We start from the raw sequence: 17,137 nt of genomic DNA, 5'->3' as shown, positions 1-17,137 counted from the left end.
ATTAATCTTCTAACCTGTCCTTTACATATTCAATCTTTGTTTTGCCATGGGGCCGGGCTTTTCCTTCTTCATCAAGACTTACCATAACGATCTTTTCAATGGTTATAATGACTTCCCGGGTCATCTTGTTTCTTACTTCACATTTAAGAGTTAATGAAGCTTTACCAAACTTCACCACATCCGTTCCAATTTCTACAATGTCTCCTTCCCTGGCAGAACTTTTAAAATCGATCTCGCTCATAAATTTTGTAACGGTACGGGGATTTTCCAGCTGAATAATAGCGTAAAGAGCAGCTTCCTCGTCTATCCACTCTAAAAGCCGGCCTCCAAATAAGGTTCCGTTGGGATTGAGATCCTGCGGCTTGATCCATTTTCGGGTATGAAATCTCATGAAAAAAATATTAAAATTAAATTAGCTGTTGGAGTAAAAAACCTGTTTTACCTCCTCTAAAATTTCGGAATGATCAAAAGCAAGTTGAGGCAGGTCATTGAGTAAAAACCAGTTAGCTTCTTCGGCGTCATCATTTCCTTTGACTTCTTCTTCCGAACCGGTCTCACCATAAAAGACGATGCTGATGGTCCGGCCGCGGGGATCGCGCCCCGGAGTACCATAAGCTTTTAGTTGTTTAAGTGTTGTGACCTTGAGTCCCGTCTCTTCTTCAAGTTCCCTTTTCGCACCGTCTTCCAGCGGTTCCTCATCCTCAAGGAAACCACCCGGAAGAGCCCACTTTCCTTTGAAAGGATCCTGTTTTCGCTTTACCAGAAGAACTTTAGTCTCACCGTTTTGAGTACTAAATATTACGCTATCTGTAGTTACTGCAATATTTTGTTTGGACATCTTTTTTATTTAAAATAGATAGTTTGAATATTTACAAATTCCCTGATCCCGAATCTAGAAAGTTCACGGCCATAACCTGATTCCTTCGTTCCACCAAACGGAAGGCGCGGATCGCTTTTTACAAGTTCATTGACAAACACAGCCCCATCTTCAATACTTGGAATTAATTTTTCGGCTCTTTCATGACTGCTGGTAAACAGGGAAACTCCCAGACCAAATTTTGTGACATTAATGAGATCCACAGCCTCTTCATCCTTATTAAAAATTGTTATCCCTATCGCCGGACCGAAAGTTTCCTCTTTAAAAACCGGCATCTCTTTAGTAACTCTTCCTAAAACAGCAGGTGCAAAAAATGCCTTTTTTCGATCCCCTCCTGTTAAAAGTTTTGCGCCCATTTCAACAGACCTTTTTACCTGCTCCTCAAGATCTTTCGCCAGATCTTCCCTTGCCTGCACTCCTATATAAGTTTCCTCGTCCAGGGGATCTCCGGCTTTCAGTTCCTTTACCTTTTTAAGGAACAACTCTGTAAATTTATCTGCTATGTCTTTGTGGAGCAGCAGTCTTTTTCCTGCAATACAACTTTGACCTGTATTTTGAAAGCGGGCCTGTACGCAGGTACCTACAGACTCCTCAAGATTAGCATCTTCGAAGATCACTAAAGCATTACTGCCGCCTAATTCAAGTACAGATTTTTTGATGAGTTTTCCGGCTGTTTCGGCAACAGCACTTCCTGCCGGTCCGCTGCCGGTTAAGGTAACCGCCTTTACTCTCTCATCGCGAAGCACTTCCTCTACTTTTTTACTTCCAATTATTAGGTTCTGAAAGCCCCCCTCTGGAATGCCTGCCCGTTTAAAGACCTGCTCAATCTTTTCCCCACACATCATAGTGTTACTGGCATGTTTAAGTAACCCAACATTTCCGGCCATAAGTGCCGGGGCAGCAAATCTAAATACCTGCCAAAAAGGGTAATTCCAGGGCATAATTGCCAGCACCACTCCCATGGGAGCATAATTCACATAGCTTCTCCCGGCATCTGTAGCTATTTCTTCAGGAGCCAGATGCTCTTCGGCTGTTTCAGCATAATATCTACACACCCATGCACATTTTTCAATTTCGGCCAGAGATTGGGTAATTGGTTTTCCCATTTCCAGAGTAATTGTTCTGGCATATTCCTTCTTGTTTTCCTCTAATTCTTCCGCAGCTTTAAGCATGAGTTGAGAACGCTTAGAAAAGGTTTCATTTCTCCAGAATTTAAATGCAGAACTTGCTTTTTTAAGAGCATTATCAATGTCATTTGAAGTAAATTCCTTGTGTTCCTTTAGAGTTTCACCGGAATAAGGATTTTGGGAAAGGATCATAAAAGTGGCTTTTTCTAAAGATAAAAAGATCACGGGAGCCTTTAAAACTATTAGAAGGATTTTAACGCTGCTTCCATTGTTCACAACACGTTTATAAGTGTAAAACCCTTTTCCACATCTCTATAAGTACTTTTCTTATATTTAATAAAAACCCAAGTTATGAATACCAGAGATGAAAACCTGCTTAGATTAAGACCGCAAATTAAATCTGCTGTGATCTCATCGGCGACCTTACCCGATGAAAAATTTCAAAACAGGACTTTGCGCCCGGTAATCAAATTACAGAACGACCTCCTGCTGGAAGCATTTAAAAATTATGTTCAAAAGCACAAGAATGTTTTTTTTGAAATGAGTGTGGAAAAGAGAATTCACTATATCGAAAATGCCATACAAAAGGATATCAAATTCAGAAATAGTCTGAAGGGAATGATCATTGGCCAGTTTACTATAGAAGAATATCAATTCTATATTACCAATTCGTCTGCATTAAATAAAAGAATGATGAACCTGGTGGTGGAACGAATACAGAGCAATATTCAACTTCTGGATCCTCGTTCGGCTGTATAAAACATCTCTGCTACCCTTGGATATTCGTAATTATTAAACTTTTGCTAATTGTTCTTTATTAAATTTCACGTTGGCTAATTTTAAGGAAAACGTGAAAAAATGAGCATAAATAAAGAAGAACTCTACTACAAATGTCTTGATACCGTAAATGAACGTATTGAGCAGTATAATGAGAAAATGAACAGCATAAGTGGGCAGAATGAACAGAATAAATTTCATCCTGATTTTGACGAGTATGGCAATAAAGGTGAAATGCTCACAGAATATGAAAAAAATGCCGCGTACCTGGATAGAGTCCGCAATATGAAGGAAACCCTTGCCAATCTGGACCTCGATCACAGGAGTGAGGTCATAAGGCCCGGCAGTGTGGTAGAAACCGAAAATGGCTATTACTTTATTTCTGTTCCCCTGGGAGAAATTGACTTGGAAAGTGGCAGCAAAGTATATGCAATATCCACAGATGCTCCTTTATATAAAGAACTGGACGGAAAGAAAGCCGGAGATTCCTTTAAATTCAGGGATGGAGAAGTTGACATTGTAAATGTTTGGTAGAAGGCTAAGGCTATTCCGGATATTCTATACGCAGGTGATAAATATTCTTAAGCTTGCGTTTTAGCACTTTTTTTACCAGTTGAATTTCCATAAAAGTAATGTCTGAATTAAGGAACTGTCCTTCCTCCATTTGCTTATTGATAATCTTCTCAACGAATTCATCAATCACCCTGGAGGTGGGTTCCTTTATACTCCTGCTGGCTGCTTCCACGCTGTCACACATCATGAGAATAGCGGTTTCCTTACTAAAGGGCATAGGCCCAGGATATCTGAAATCGTCTTCATTGACTTCTCCTTCATTGTCCTGCGCCTTTTTCAGGAAGTAATAAACCGTGGTAGTCCCATGATGGGTGCGAATGAAATCAATGACCCTGTCTGGCAGATTCCTCTTTTTTGCAATCTCAATACCATTGATTACATGCTCGATAATTATCTGGGCACTCTCCTTTGGCGAAAGCTCATCATGAGAATTGACTGAGGTGGTTTGATTTTCTGTGAAGTAAGTTGGATCCTTCATCTTTCCAATGTCGTGATATAAAGCTCCCACCCTCACCAGCATTGAATTGGCATTAATTTCATTGGCAGCTGCTTCAGCAAGATTCGCCACGTTGAGGGAATGATGAAAGGTCCCGGGGGCTTTATCCGACAATTCCTTCAGCAACTTTGTATTGGTATCTGAAAGTTCGAGCAGAGACATGTCTGAAACCAATCCAAAGATCTTTTCATAAGCATAGATGAGGGGTTGTACAAAAAGAGTAGCCAGCCCTCCCAGGATAAACATTAAAAAAGTTTCAGGCTCTACCTCATTTATTGATCCCTCCTGGATAATGGTAAATGCAAAATATGACAGGATATACACCAGCGTAATCTGGCCGACAGTAATGAAGAGATTAGCCCTCTTGTATAGTTCTGATACAGTGAGTATAGTTACTATTCCCGCAATGATCTGGAGGAACATATATTCGTAACTGTCGGGTACTATAAAACCCAAAAGCAGGACTGTAATAACATGTGTGAATAAGCCAAGCCTTGAATCAAAGAATCCTTTCAAGGTAAGCGGCAGGATACACAATGGCACTACATAAATATACTCCACATTGAATCTTATCACTACCATAGTTAAAAGCACCATTATGGTCACGTTAAAGAAGATAAAGGTGACTTTTATATTGTTCTGAAAAATATCATACCTGTATTTCCTAATGAACAACATGAGCATTAGCAATGCCAGGAAAACGAGCATGGTGTATCCTACTATTACCCAGTTATAATTCGCCTCACTCCAAACCTGAGATTCATATTCTGCCTTTAGAGAATTTAGGATCTGGAGCTTATTCCCTTCGACTACTTCCCCTTTGGCAACTATTATTGTCCCACGTTCCACGTTTCCGCGGGTATAAGAAATCTGATTATACCTGCTTTCAAGATCACTTTGGGTAAGTGCCTCATTATAGGTGACATTAGGTTTTACCGAATCAAAGAATAAACTTATTAGCTCCTCCCTGAAAATTTGAAGCTGAGCCTGATCTATCCTTCGATTGAGCAGATCTCTTAACTGATTTTGTTTTATGATATTCTGGTAAGTAGTTTCCACCACTTCATTGCCTTCCCGCAAATAGATAAGCTGGTCTGAATCCAGAGGGACTATCTCCTGAAGCAACCCACCATCATAGATCTCCTCGTAAGTATTTTCAATGAATTCCCGCAAACGGTTGGTTTCGTTTCTGGTTAGGGTATCCGGAAAAACCCTCGAGAACTGTTCCTGAAGAGCGGCTCCTACTTCTGCTGCGATATCAGCATTGTAATCATAGTATGGAATATGAGTTTTGTTTATCTCCTCTCTCTCTGCCGAAATCTCTTCAGGGGATTTAAGAATAGCAAAGTCAAAGGGAGCATAAAGATTTTCATACTGCCATGGCTTTCCTTTAGGAATTTCATATTTAAATTTTCCTCCCTTTGGAAATAAATACACAATGAGAAAAGTGGTAAGGAGAAATAAAAAGACCTTATAGAAAAGGTCCTGATTCTTATAAAGACTATTGATAAAAGATTTCATACAGAAATTATCTCTCTCCAAATGTACTAAAAAAGACGGCTGTATCTAAGTCATTGGTTTGTTCCTTATAAAATGATTAAATTCGCGAGAGAAAAAATTAAAACTGAAACCATGAATAAGGAAGTAGTAATAGTGAGCGCCGTAAGAACACCAATAGGTAGTTTCCTTGGAAGCTTATCCAGTGTTCCGGCCACTAAACTGGGTTCTATCGCAATAAAAGGAGCTCTCGACAAAATAAACCTGAAGCCAGAAATGGTGGATGAAGTACTCATGGGAAATGTGGTGCAGGCCGGTAACGGCCAGGCTCCTGCAAGACAGGCCGCTCTGGATGCAGGAATTCCTACTAATGTTCCCTGCACAACGGTAAATAAGGTCTGTGCAAGTGGAATGAAGGCAGTGATGCAGGCAGCACAGTCTATAGCTCTTGGTGATGCTAATATAATTGTAGCCGGAGGAATGGAAAATATGAGCCTTATCCCACATTATCTGCATCTAAGGAATGGACAAAAATTTGGTCCTGCCCAAATGATCGATGGAATGCAAAAAGATGGTCTTGTAGATGCTTACGATAATAATGCCATGGGAGTAGCGGCAGATCATTGTGCAAAAGAGCATAATTATTCAAGGGAAGAGCAGGATAAATTTGCTATTCAGTCATACGAACGCTCACGTAAGGCATGGGAAGAAGGAAAATTTGATGACGAAGTTGTTCCTGTTGAAGTCCCACAGCGAAAGGGAGATCCTGTAATTGTGAAAGAGGATGAGGAATACAGGAATGTAAAAATGGATAAAATAGCTTCATTACGTCCTGCTTTTAGTAAAGAAGGTACAGTAACTGCAGCCAATGCTTCCACTATTAATGATGGTGCCGCTGCTTTGATCCTAATGAGTAGGGAAAAAGCTGAAGAACTGGGGCTTGAAATTTTAGCAAGCATTAAAGGTTTTGCAGATGCAGCGACAGAACCAATCTGGTTTACCACGGCACCTGCAAAAGCATTACCTAAAGCACTTGATAAAGCGGGAGTTTCCATCGATAAGGTAGATTATTTTGAATTCAATGAGGCTTTTTCTGTTGTTGGCTTGGTAAATATGAAGCTCCTGGGTCTTGAAGACAGTAACGTGAATGTCAACGGAGGAGCTGTTTCTTTGGGTCACCCACTGGGTTGTTCAGGGGCCAGGATCCTTGTGACCCTCATTAACGTACTCAAACAAAATAATGGAAAAATTGGTGCCGCTGCAGTATGTAACGGTGGTGGTGGTGCTTCGGCAATGATCATTGAACGCCAGTAACGTCTATCTCGAAATTCTGTTTAATGCAATATGGCATATCTTATTTAGGTATTGTCCCCTTAAGGACAGAACCTTCCCATACTTCCGAAATGCTGAGCCAGCTACTTTATGGGGAAACCTGTAAAGTGCTGGAGGAAAGGGCGAAATGGTCAAGGATCCGTACTTCTTTTGAAGCTATGGAAGCCTGGATTGAGAATAAACAGTTAGCAAAAATAGATGAAAACGACTACCACCGGCTCTACGAAGAGGCTCCAAATCTCTCTGCAGACCTGGTGGAATTTGTTACGGCAAACAGTCAATTAATACCCATTCCACTGGGTTCTACACTCAACGGCATAGATCTTTTAGATCATAAACATTCCGGAAACACCATTACAGGTATTCTTGAAAAGGAAAGACTAATAGAAACAGCTTTTCTCTATTTAAACGCTCCTTACCTGCATGGGGGAAGAAGTCCCTTTGGTATTGATGCCAGCGGTTTTACACAGATGGTGTATAAACTTCACGGATATAAGTTATTCCGCCATGCCGGCCAACAAGCACAACAAGGAGACTCTTTAAGCTTTATTGAAGAAAGTGAACCCGGAGATCTTGCTTTTTTCGATAGCCCTGATGGAATCATCAATCATGTGGGAATAATGATGAACGATAACTACATCATTCACGCAGATGGAAGAGTACGATTAGATCGTATCGACCATTCGGGAATTTACAATGCCGACTTGCGGCGACATACCCATCAGCTTAGGGTGATAAAAAAGATCATATAAAAAACCCGCTCGATTTGAGCGGGTTTTTCCATATTACTTCTGCAAGGATTACTGTCCGTTTGTTGGAGCAGCATTAGCCCCTTGCATTTGATCTATTTTCGCTTTCATTGCTTCAGCTTTCTCAGTATTGTTTAGCTGATAATGAATGTTCATGATGGTTCTTGCTGCTTCGATATTGTTAGGATCATTTTCAAGAACCTTTTCCAGGTGTGGAAGGGCTTCTTTGTAAATTTCCTGACGTTGTACTGAAAGCTCATCATACTTTTTCTGGTCAGCTTTACTCATTCCCAGCTTGTTCATTTCCTCAACAAGAGGTTCCTCCTGAGATAAAATAACATAAGCAATATTGATTCTGGCGTTACTCATTTCCGGGTCAAGTTCAATTGCTCTTTTATAGTGCTCAATTGCCTTATCTTTCTCCCCAAGTTCTGCAGAACTTACTCCCAGGTTATAGTAAAGAGTAGCATCATCAGGATTTTGCTCCACTACTTTCTCAATAGTTTCGCGGTACTTCTGCATGTCACCCATTTTATAATACATATCGGCTTCAGCCTGCATAAGAATGGCATCGTTTGGATTCTCCTTCTTTGCTTCTTCCATTGCGGCAATAGCCTTTTCATTCTCTCCTTTTTCAATATAGATCAAGGCTACGTTCTTGGCTATTTCTCCTTTTCTTGACTCAGTTTTTCTTTCCTGGGGATTGATGTAGGTACCAGCCTTAACGAAAAGGTCTCTCTGCTCTTTGGAAGCCATTCTTTCCTCTTCTCCGGTTTCTTTATTTACAGCAGTAAATATCATCTCTTCACCTGTAAAACCAAGATCCTGAAGCTCCTCATAATACTTAAGGGCTGCATCATAGTCCTGAGTGTTCACCGCGTTAGACGCTGCATAGTACAAATAAATAGTATCCTGTGTATTTAACCTGTAACTGGTTTCAAGTTTCTTTGCTGCTTCCTGAAAATTTTGTGCATTTTGATCAGCAATTGCTGAATTGACCAAAGCATTACTTACAGTCGCCATTCCCTGCTCAGCTTCTTCATGACCTAATTCCTTAGCTTTTTTCATCGCTTCGGCAGCCTCCATAAGATCTGCAGTAGGAACATTTTCTCCATTACCTACTAAAGCATATCCTTTGTAAAGGTAAAAATCAGCCTGCTCGTCCTGCTTCGCACCGGATAATTGTGCTTCTGCCTGGTTCAAATAACTTTTAGCCTCCTGGTAATCACCTTTTTCAACAGCTTTACCGGCGCGTCTTATTTCCTTTTTCTGCGCAAATGCTACGACAGTAAACATCGCTAATACCGCCGTTAAAATTCTAGTTTTCATCTTTTCTGGTTTTGATTTAATTTATTCTTCACTATCATTTGCAATTGTTGTGCCATCCTCGTTAAGGTTAGGATTTTCGGGTGTTGCATCTTCTGCTACGTCCTCCACATCTTCTTCCTCATTGATAACTTTTGCAACGGCAGCAATAGAATCATTATTTTTAAGATTTATAAGCCTTACCCCCTGAGTAGCACGGCCCATTACCCGTAAATTTGAAACAGAGGTCCTTATGGCCAGACCGGATTTATTAATGATCATCAGGTCATCCAGGTCTGTAACATTCTTAATAGCAACAAGACTTCCTGTTTTTGGAGTAATGGAAATTGTTTTAACTCCTTTTCCTCCACGGTTGGTGATCCTGTAGATTGGTTCCCCATCTTCGGGGTCATCTATATAGGTACGTTTTCCGTATCCGTTTTCAGAAACTACGAGTACTGTTTCTTCCATTGGATTTTCAACAGTGATCATTCCAACCACTTCATCATTATCGTCAGCCAGTGTTATACCTCTTACTCCCGAAGCATTTCTACCCATTGGTCTTGTCTTGCTCTCGTCAAAACGTATAGCCTTTCCACTCTTAAGGGCCAGCATCACCTGACTTTCCCCAGTGGTCAATCGTGCTTCCAGCAATTCATCTCCCTCCCGTATCGTGATGGCATTGATTCCATTTGTTCGCGGTCTGGAATACTGCTCCAGGGAAGTTTTCTTCACCTGTCCTTTCTTGGTAGCCATCATTACATAGTGGCTGTTTATGTATTCTTCGTCCTTAAGATCTTTTGTACAGATGAAGGCTTTCAGTTTATCATCCGGTTCAAGATTGATAAGATTCTGGATAGCCCTTCCCTTTGAAGTTTTACTTCCTTCAGGAATCTCAAAGACCCTCATCCAGAAACACTTACCTTTTTCAGTAAAGAATAACATGTACTGGTGATTAGTTCCTATAAATAAATTTTCGAGGAAATCTTCATTACGTGTCGTAGATCCTTTTTGTCCTACACCTCCACGATTTTGAGTTTTGTATTCGGTAAGGGAAGTCCTTTTAATATATCCGGCATGAGATATGGTGATCACCACCTGCTCATCGGGGATCATATCTTCCATGCTTAGGTCTCCTCCGGCATATTCTATGGTAGAGCGTCTTTCATCCCCGTATTTATCTTTCACCTCAAGCATTTCATTTTTGATCACCTCCATTCTGCGTTCTTTTCTTGCAAGAATGTCTTTAAGATCTTCAATGGTCAACATGAGTTCTTCATATTCGCTCCTTAACTTATCCTGCTCCAGGCCGGTAAGTTGTCTTAATCGCATTTCAACGATCGCCTTGGCCTGTAGTTCTGATAGCTCAAAGCGTTCGATCAACTTTGCACGAGCTTCATCTGCATTATTGGAAGCTCTGATCAATGCAATAACCTCATCTATATTATCTGAAGCTATAATTAATCCTTCAAGTATGTGTGCTCTTTCTTCAGCTTTACGAAGTTCATATTCGGTACGACGGACAACAACCTCATGACGATGCTCCACAAAATAGTGGATCATGTCTCTAAGATTTAGCATTTGTGGTCTTCCCTTTACAAGTGCAATGTTATTTACACTGAAAGAATTTTGTAATGAGGTATGCTTGTATAGCGTATTAAGTACAATATTTGGAATTGCATCCCTCTTAAGGATATAAACAATGCGCATTCCATTCCTGTCGGATTCATCTCTGATTAGGGAAATACCCTCAATCTTCTTATCATTGACCAATTCGGCTGTTTTTTTGATCATTTCAGCTTTGTTGACCTGATAAGGAATTTCGCTTATAATAATAGCTTCCTTCCCTGCAACTTCTTCAATATGAGCTTTTGCTCTTAGCACTACTCTACCACGGCCGGTTTTAAAAGCTTCCCGCACCCCGTCATATCCATAGATAGTTCCTCCGGTTGGGAAATCAGGAGCTTTCACATGCTCGATCAATTCATCTACCTCAATATCGGGGTTGTCAATGTAGGCAACCACTCCGTCTACGACCTCAGAAAGGTTATGTGGAGGCATGTTAGTCGCCATCCCTACCGCGATACCACTGGCACCATTCACAAGCAGGTTTGGAATCCTTGTAGGAAGTACTACAGGCTCATGCAGGGTGTCATCAAAATTGAGTTGAGTATCAACTGTTTCCTTGTCGATATCGGCAAGCATGTCTTCACTGATCTTGCGCATTCTCGCCTCGGTATAACGCATTGCCGCGGGGCTATCCCCGTCAACAGAACCAAAGTTACCCTGCCCGTCAACGAGCATATATCTTAAACTCCATTCCTGTGCCATACGAACCATAGTATCGTAAACAGAAGAATCCCCGTGTGGGTGAAACTTACCGAGTACCTCCCCTACGATCCTGGCCGATTTTTTGTGAGCCCTGTTGGAAAGAACTCCTAATTCATACATTCCATATAGAACCCGGCGATGTACCGGTTTCAAGCCGTCACGCACATCTGGCAGTGCACGTGACACAATGACCGACATTGAATAATCAATGTAAGCCGACTTCATTTCATCTTCAATATTAATAGGAATTAACTTTTCTCCTTCAGCCATAAATTTGCATATTTTGGTTCAAAAATCTAACGTGCCAATTTACGCATTTTAGCCAACCTGAAGGCTATATTCATTGAGGTTTTCTTGTATTTTATTAACAAATTTTTAGTTGTGCGTGGTTAATAAGTTCATTACATTCTTCTTTGTTTTTAAAAAGCAAATTTGTCAATTAGCTTTACTTCAATTAAAGACCATGTTCGTAATCAGGTACGATTTTTGAAACCTGTATAAAAATAATCAGAGAGAAAGGAAAATAATATGGATGATAATTTTTCACCAAGAGTAAAAGATGTGATTGCCTATAGTAAAGAAGAGGCCTTAAGACTTGGCCACGATTTTATAGGTACAGAACATTTGATGCTGGGTCTGCTTCGGGACGGTGATGGTAAAGCCATCAATATATTGAATGCCCTGGACGTAGATCTTAGTCACTTACGCAGAAAAGTAGAGATACTTAGCCCCGCAAATCCAAATGTGGCCATAGAATCTAACGAAAAAAGAAATTTACATTTAACAAGACAGGCAGAAAGAGCTTTAAAAACCACCTTTTTGGAAGCCAAGCTTTTTCAAAGTACTTCAATAAATACGGCCCACCTACTTTTATGTATTTTAAGAAATGAAAATGATCCCACCACTAAGCTTTTGAATAAGCTGAAGGTGGATTATGACGGAGTAAAAGATCAGTTTAAATATATGATCACTAACGATGATGACTTTATAGACTCCCCTACTTCCGAATCATTTTCTGATGAAGATGCAACTTCTGACGATGCCGGAAAAAGCAATCCGTTTGCAGGAACCCCGGGAAAATCGACAAAGAAATCCAAGACCCCTGTCCTGGATAACTTCGGAAGGGATCTCACTGCACTTGCAGAACTGGATAAACTCGATCCTGTTGTAGGTCGTGAGAAAGAGATAGAGCGTGTATCGCAGATCTTAAGCCGTAGAAAAAAGAACAACCCGCTTCTTATTGGGGAGCCCGGAGTTGGTAAATCGGCTATTGCCGAAGGTCTTGCTTTGCGCATCATTAAAAGAAAAGTTTCGAGGATTCTTTTTGACAAACGGGTCGTTACCCTTGACCTCGCCAGTTTAGTGGCAGGTACCAAGTACCGCGGACAGTTTGAAGAAAGAATGAAAGCTGTTATGAACGAGCTTGAGAAGAACGATGATATCATTCTTTTCATTGATGAGATCCATACTATTGTTGGTGCCGGTGGCGCTACAGGAAGTCTGGATGCAAGTAATATGTTCAAACCTGCCCTTGCGAGAGGAGAGATCCAATGTATTGGTGCTACTACGCTTGATGAGTACAGGCAGTATATTGAAAAAGACGGGGCTCTGGAAAGACGTTTCCAAAAGGTAATAGTAGAACCTACTACCATTGAGGAAACCATTGAGATCCTTAACAATATTAAAGACAAATACGAAGAACATCACAACGTTACTTACACAGATGAAGCCATACTGGCCTGTGTTAAACTTACCAGCAGGTATATGACCGACAGGTTTTTACCGGACAAGGCTATCGATGCCCTTGACGAAGCGGGATCCCGCGTGCACATTACTAACATTGACGTGCCAAAGCAGATTCTCGAACTGGAGAGAAAGCTGGAAGAAGTACGGGAGCTTAAAAATACTGTTGTTAAGAAACAGAAGTATGAAGAGGCTGCCAAACTCCGTGATGATGAGAAAAATATAGAAAAGGAACTGGCGAAAGCACAGGCTAAATGGGAAGAAGAGTCTAAAATGCACCGTGAAACGGTGACAGAGGATAATGTCGCCGATGTTGTTTCGATGATGACAGGCGTTCCCGTTAACCGAATTGCTCAAACAGAAATCAACAAATTATACAAGTTGCCTGAATTGATCAAAGGGAAAGTAATTGGTCAGGATGAAGCTGTTGGTAAGGTTGTAAAAGCCATCCAGCGTAACCGCGCCGGACTTAAAGATCCGAACAAACCAATTGGTTCCTTCATCTTCCTCGGGCAGACCGGAGTTGGTAAGACCCAGCTTGCGAAAATTCTTTCCCGGGAATTGTTCGACAATGAAGATGCGTTGATACGTATTGACATGAGTGAATACATGGAGAAATTTGCAGTGAGCAGGTTGATTGGTGCACCTCCGGGATATGTGGGATATGAAGAAGGAGGACAGCTTACCGAAAAGGTAAGACGTAAACCTTATGCAGTGATCCTGCTGGACGAGGTAGAGAAAGCCCACCCAGATGTATTCAACATGCTGTTACAGGTGCTTGATGACGGATATTTAACTGACAGTTTAGGTCGTAAGATCGACTTTAGAAATACCATTATCATCATGACCTCCAATATTGGAGCGCGTAAACTAAAAGATTTTGGTCAGGGGGTTGGATTTGGTACAGCCGCAAGAACATCACAGGCAGACGAAAACGCCCGCGGTGTGATCGAAAGTGCACTGAAGAAAGCCTTTGCGCCCGAATTTCTTAACCGTGTGGACGATGTAGTGATCTTTAATCCTCTTGAGCAGGAAGATATCTTTAAGATCATTGACATTGAACTTGAAAAGCTCTTTGGTAGGATTGGTGCTTTAGGTTACGACCTTGTACTAAGTCCCGAAGCCAAAAAGTTCATTGCCGAAAAAGGTTTTGATAAACAATATGGCGCAAGACCATTGAACCGTGCGATCCAGAAGTATATCGAAGACGCACTGGCCGAAGAGATCATTACTTCACATATTTCTGAAGGAGATAAGGTCTTTATGGATCTGGATGAAGAGAAAAAGGAATTGACTATCAAGGTTGAAAAAGCCAGCAAAGAAACCAATTCCGAAGATTCAAAATAGAATCAATATAATAAATGAAAAAAGCCTGTGAGATGATCACAGGCTTTTTCTTTTATTTGCCATGCCTGGCCTTTAAAACTTCGGTAACATCCTTTAAAGTGAAGCCTTTAGCCTGCAGGAGGATCAAATAGTGGAATAAGAGATCGGCACTTTCATTCAGGAACAGGTCATGATTATCATCTTTTGATTCAATAACGACCTCCACGGCCTCCTCTCCTACTTTTTGAGCTATTTTGTTGATCCCGCTTCTAAAAAGGGAAGCTACGTAGCTCTTTTCGTTTTCGGGATTTGATCTGCGATTAGAGATCACCTCTTCCAACTGACTCAAAAATGACAGATCTGAAACATTCTTTTCTCCCCAGCAGGTGTCAGTTCCTGTGTGGCAGGTAGGCCCCTTTGGATGAGCGTAAATAAGTAGTGTATCATTGTCGCAGTCAGGTTTCATATCCACCAGAGTCAGAAAATTACCACTTTCCTCCCCTTTTGTCCAAAGCCTTTGCTTGCTCCGACTGAAAAATGTCACTTTTCCGGTCTCTTTGGTTTTTTCCAGAGCTTCTTTATTCATATAACCCAACATGAGAACATTCTTTGTCTCTGCATCCTGTATAATTGCAGGCACTAAACCATCTTTGTCTTTACTAAAATCTACTTCCATTTTACTTTTTTTAATCATAATAATTCTGCTGTCAGGTCGACCGAAGTCGAGATCCCCCTCTTAAAATCCAAGCACCAAATTCCAAATTCCAAAATAACCTGTGACTTGTAACCTGCAACAGGCAACAACCTTTTTAGTATACAGTACGCAGTAATTAGTAGGCAGTTTATTTATTTAACCACAGACAAATAGCAACTCGTAACCTCAACCTGCAGATCTTTTCATACCGGGAAATTTAGAATTAAAATCAAATTTTTAACCAATCACCCATTTACCAATCCCAAATTAACAATTCCCCCATTAGCTAATCACCAATCACCAATAACTAAATCCTAACTTCAATCCCCTTTTCCTTCATTTCCTGCTTAAGATCTTTTATTTCGATCTCTTTAAAATGAAAAACACTTGCAGCCAATGCGGCATCGGCCTTTCCTTTGGTAAAGGCATCACAGAAATGCTCCTTATTCCCTGCTCCGCCGGAAGCTATCACAGGAATACTCACCATCTCCGATATTCGGGCAAGAGCTTCATTAGCAAAGCCTTCCTTCGTTCCATCGTGATCCATGGATGTGAAGAGGATCTCCCCTGCACCCCGCGCCTCGACTTCTTTTACCCAGTCAAAAAGGTCTATTTCTGTTGGAACTTTTCCACCCACCAGATGCACCAGCCATTTGCCTCTCACCTGCTTTGCGTCTATTGCCACAACTATACACTGCCTCCCAAATTTTGCCGCCAGCTGATTGATCAACTCCGGGTTCTTTACTGCAGCCGAGTTTATTGCCACTTTATCTGCTCCATTTTGCAGCAGAACATCCACATCTTCTACTGAAGATACTCCGCCACCAACAGTAAACGGAATGTTGACCGTAGCAGCCACCTTCCGTACAAGTTCTGCCAGGGTTTTTCTCTTTTCTTCGGTGGCAGAAATGTCCAGAAACACCAGTTCATCTGCACCCGATTTCGAATAGATCTCCGCCAGCTCCACAGGATCTCCCGCATCCCTAAGGCTAACGAAATTAATTCCTTTTACAGTTCTTCCGTCTTTGATATCCAGGCAGGGAATGATTCTTTTTGTTAACATAGTAATCAGTAGTTAGTATTGAGTATTAAGTATTGAGATAATCTGGAACTGATATTTCCTCCTGACCTCCGTCCTCTGTCCACTGTCCTCTTATTTTATAAATTTCTCCAGCTGTTTCAAACTGATCTTGTGCTCATAGATCGCCTTTCCTAAAATAGCTCCTTCACAACCAATTTCCTGAAGTTTTGGGAGATCATCAAATTCCGCTATTCCTCCCGAAGCTATTAATTTTACATCGGGAATTTCTTCCAGGATCTTTTGATATAGCTCAAAAGAAGGTCCTTCCAGCATTCCGTCTTTTGCAATATCTGTACAGATCACATATTCCACTCCATTTTCAGAATAGTTTTTAATGAACGGAAGCAGATCTTCTTTAGATTCTTCCAACCAGCCACTTACCGCCACTTTTTCATCTTTTGCATCTGCTCCTAAAATGATTTTTTCGCTGCCATATTTTTCTATCCATGACAAAAAAGTTTCCCGATCCTTCACGGCTATACTTCCGCCGGTGATCTGGGAAGCTCCGCTGTTGAAAGCAATCTCAAGATCTTTATCTGATTTTAAACCGCCGCCAAAGTCGATCTTTAGATCAGTTCCTGAAGCGATCTGTTCAAGCACTTTATAATTGACAATGTGCTTTGACTTGGCCCCATCAAGATCCACCAGGTGCAGATATTTTATTCCGTGATCCTGGAACATTTTCGCCACCTCCAGCGGATTCTCATTGTATATTTTACTCGTATTATAATCGCCCTGGGAAAGTCTTACACACTTTCCGTCGATGATGTCTATGGCTGGAATTAATCTCATTTGAAGTTAGATTTTAGAAGTACGAAGTTAGAAGTCATAAATTTAATCGGCATCATTTCTGGTTGCGGCGAGCAGTATTTATTGAAGCCACTACAATAGATAATATTTCATTTGCCTCAGCATGAAGAGCGTTTGCCTCTTTCCAATCATTACCGAGATTTTCAAGAAACAACTCAAGAAAGTATAAGCTTTCATCTGCCTCTTCCTCTACTATTTTAAGCTTATTAATAAAATCAGCAGTTGATTTAGCTCTTTGGGCTGCACGATAATTTGCTCCTACTGAACTTGAACTCCTAAGTAGCTGATTGACATATGCATTATATTCCCTTGAATGAGGAATCTTGCTGCAAAACTTCCAACAATTGACAGCAAACTCCTTTGTTCTTGATTTTATATCTTTCATTTTCTTAATCTTAAAACAGTCGTACTTCTAACTT

15 protein-coding genes are annotated in these 17,137 nt (G+C 40.9%); 5 read left to right on the top strand and 10 right to left on the bottom strand.

The window, feature by feature from the left end:
* Window position 1 precedes the first annotated feature (1 nt).
* Genes G564_RS0105915 through G564_RS0105905 form a run of 3 tightly spaced genes read right to left on the bottom strand, consistent with a single transcriptional unit; the run spans window position 2 to window position 2,196 of the window.
* Window positions 2–391 carry an acyl-CoA thioesterase gene (locus tag G564_RS0105915; RefSeq protein ID WP_029036849.1) on the bottom strand — a complete coding sequence of 130 codons (390 nt, stop codon included), beginning with the start codon at window positions 389–391 and terminating at the stop codon, window positions 2–4.
* 21 nt (window positions 392–412) lie between these two features.
* Window positions 413–838 carry an NUDIX domain-containing protein gene (locus G564_RS0105910; protein WP_029036848.1) on the bottom strand — a complete coding sequence of 142 codons (426 nt, stop codon included), beginning with the start codon at window positions 836–838 and terminating at the stop codon, window positions 413–415.
* Window positions 839–843: 5 nt separating this feature from the next.
* Window positions 844–2,196 (bottom strand): NAD-dependent succinate-semialdehyde dehydrogenase, encoded by a 1,353-nt coding sequence (locus G564_RS0105905; RefSeq protein ID WP_029036847.1) that lies wholly within the window; start codon window positions 2,194–2,196, stop codon window positions 844–846.
* A gap of 159 nt (window positions 2,197–2,355) precedes the next feature.
* Between G564_RS0105905 and G564_RS0105900 the strand changes: the two genes are divergently transcribed.
* The gene (locus G564_RS0105900; protein ID WP_029036846.1) at window positions 2,356–2,763 is read left to right on the top strand and encodes a hypothetical protein; all 408 of its coding nucleotides are present in this window, start codon (window positions 2,356–2,358) and stop codon (window positions 2,761–2,763) included.
* A 99-nt stretch (window positions 2,764–2,862) separates the two neighbouring features.
* On the top strand, window positions 2,863–3,315 hold the full coding sequence (locus tag G564_RS0105895; protein ID WP_029036845.1) for a transcription elongation factor: 453 nt from the start codon (window positions 2,863–2,865) through the stop codon (window positions 3,313–3,315).
* Window positions 3,316–3,325: 10 nt separating this feature from the next.
* Here the strand turns inward: G564_RS0105895 and G564_RS0105890 are convergent, their stop codons facing one another.
* Window positions 3,326–5,371 (bottom strand): HD family phosphohydrolase, encoded by a 2,046-nt coding sequence (locus G564_RS0105890; RefSeq protein ID WP_029036844.1) that lies wholly within the window; start codon window positions 5,369–5,371, stop codon window positions 3,326–3,328.
* A gap of 111 nt (window positions 5,372–5,482) precedes the next feature.
* Between G564_RS0105890 and G564_RS0105885 the strand changes: the two genes are divergently transcribed.
* Both G564_RS0105885 and G564_RS0105880 read left to right on the top strand, forming a co-directional pair.
* A complete protein-coding gene (locus G564_RS0105885) occupies window positions 5,483–6,661 on the top strand; it encodes an acetyl-CoA C-acyltransferase (protein WP_029036843.1) in 1,179 nt (392 codons plus the stop codon).
* A gap of 23 nt (window positions 6,662–6,684) precedes the next feature.
* Window positions 6,685–7,431 carry a C40 family peptidase gene (locus G564_RS0105880; protein ID WP_029036842.1) on the top strand — a complete coding sequence of 249 codons (747 nt, stop codon included), beginning with the start codon at window positions 6,685–6,687 and terminating at the stop codon, window positions 7,429–7,431.
* A 48-nt stretch (window positions 7,432–7,479) separates the two neighbouring features.
* Here G564_RS0105880 and G564_RS18665 read toward each other — a convergent pair whose 3' ends face one another.
* Entirely contained in the window at window positions 7,480–8,757 is a 1,278-nt protein-coding gene (locus G564_RS18665; RefSeq protein ID WP_037373568.1) for a tetratricopeptide repeat protein, read from the bottom strand.
* A gap of 21 nt (window positions 8,758–8,778) precedes the next feature.
* Window positions 8,779–11,334, bottom strand: coding sequence for a DNA gyrase subunit A (gene gyrA, locus G564_RS0105870; protein WP_029036841.1), 2,556 nt, complete (start codon window positions 11,332–11,334; stop codon window positions 8,779–8,781).
* A gap of 258 nt (window positions 11,335–11,592) precedes the next feature.
* Between gyrA and G564_RS0105865 the strand changes: the two genes are divergently transcribed.
* Window positions 11,593–14,154, top strand: coding sequence for an ATP-dependent Clp protease ATP-binding subunit (locus tag G564_RS0105865; RefSeq protein WP_029036840.1), 2,562 nt, complete (start codon window positions 11,593–11,595; stop codon window positions 14,152–14,154).
* Window positions 14,155–14,206: 52 nt separating this feature from the next.
* On the opposite strand, the gene hisIE is transcribed toward G564_RS0105865, so the two are convergent.
* From hisIE to G564_RS0105845, 4 genes are all read right to left on the bottom strand, one after another.
* Window positions 14,207–14,809: a bifunctional phosphoribosyl-AMP cyclohydrolase/phosphoribosyl-ATP diphosphatase HisIE gene (hisIE, locus tag G564_RS0105860; protein ID WP_029036839.1), complete on the bottom strand. Its 603-nt coding sequence runs from the start codon at window positions 14,807–14,809 to the stop codon at window positions 14,207–14,209.
* A 325-nt stretch (window positions 14,810–15,134) separates the two neighbouring features.
* Entirely contained in the window at window positions 15,135–15,890 is a 756-nt protein-coding gene (gene hisF, locus G564_RS0105855) for an imidazole glycerol phosphate synthase subunit HisF (protein WP_029036838.1), read from the bottom strand.
* Between the two features lie 90 nt (window positions 15,891–15,980).
* Window positions 15,981–16,700: a 1-(5-phosphoribosyl)-5-[(5-phosphoribosylamino)methylideneamino]imidazole-4-carboxamide isomerase gene (gene hisA, locus G564_RS0105850; RefSeq protein WP_029036837.1), complete on the bottom strand. Its 720-nt coding sequence runs from the start codon at window positions 16,698–16,700 to the stop codon at window positions 15,981–15,983.
* A gap of 52 nt (window positions 16,701–16,752) precedes the next feature.
* Window positions 16,753–17,103 carry a four helix bundle protein gene (locus G564_RS0105845; RefSeq protein WP_029036836.1) on the bottom strand — a complete coding sequence of 117 codons (351 nt, stop codon included), beginning with the start codon at window positions 17,101–17,103 and terminating at the stop codon, window positions 16,753–16,755.
* Between the last annotated feature and the right edge of the window lie 34 nt (window positions 17,104–17,137).

Source organism: Salinimicrobium xinjiangense DSM 19287 (assembly GCF_000423585.1).
GTDB lineage: Bacteria > Bacteroidota > Bacteroidia > Flavobacteriales > Flavobacteriaceae > Salinimicrobium > Salinimicrobium xinjiangense.
The sequence above is the reverse complement of the archived record's forward strand: the minus strand, read 5'-3'. Positions and strand labels throughout refer to the sequence as shown.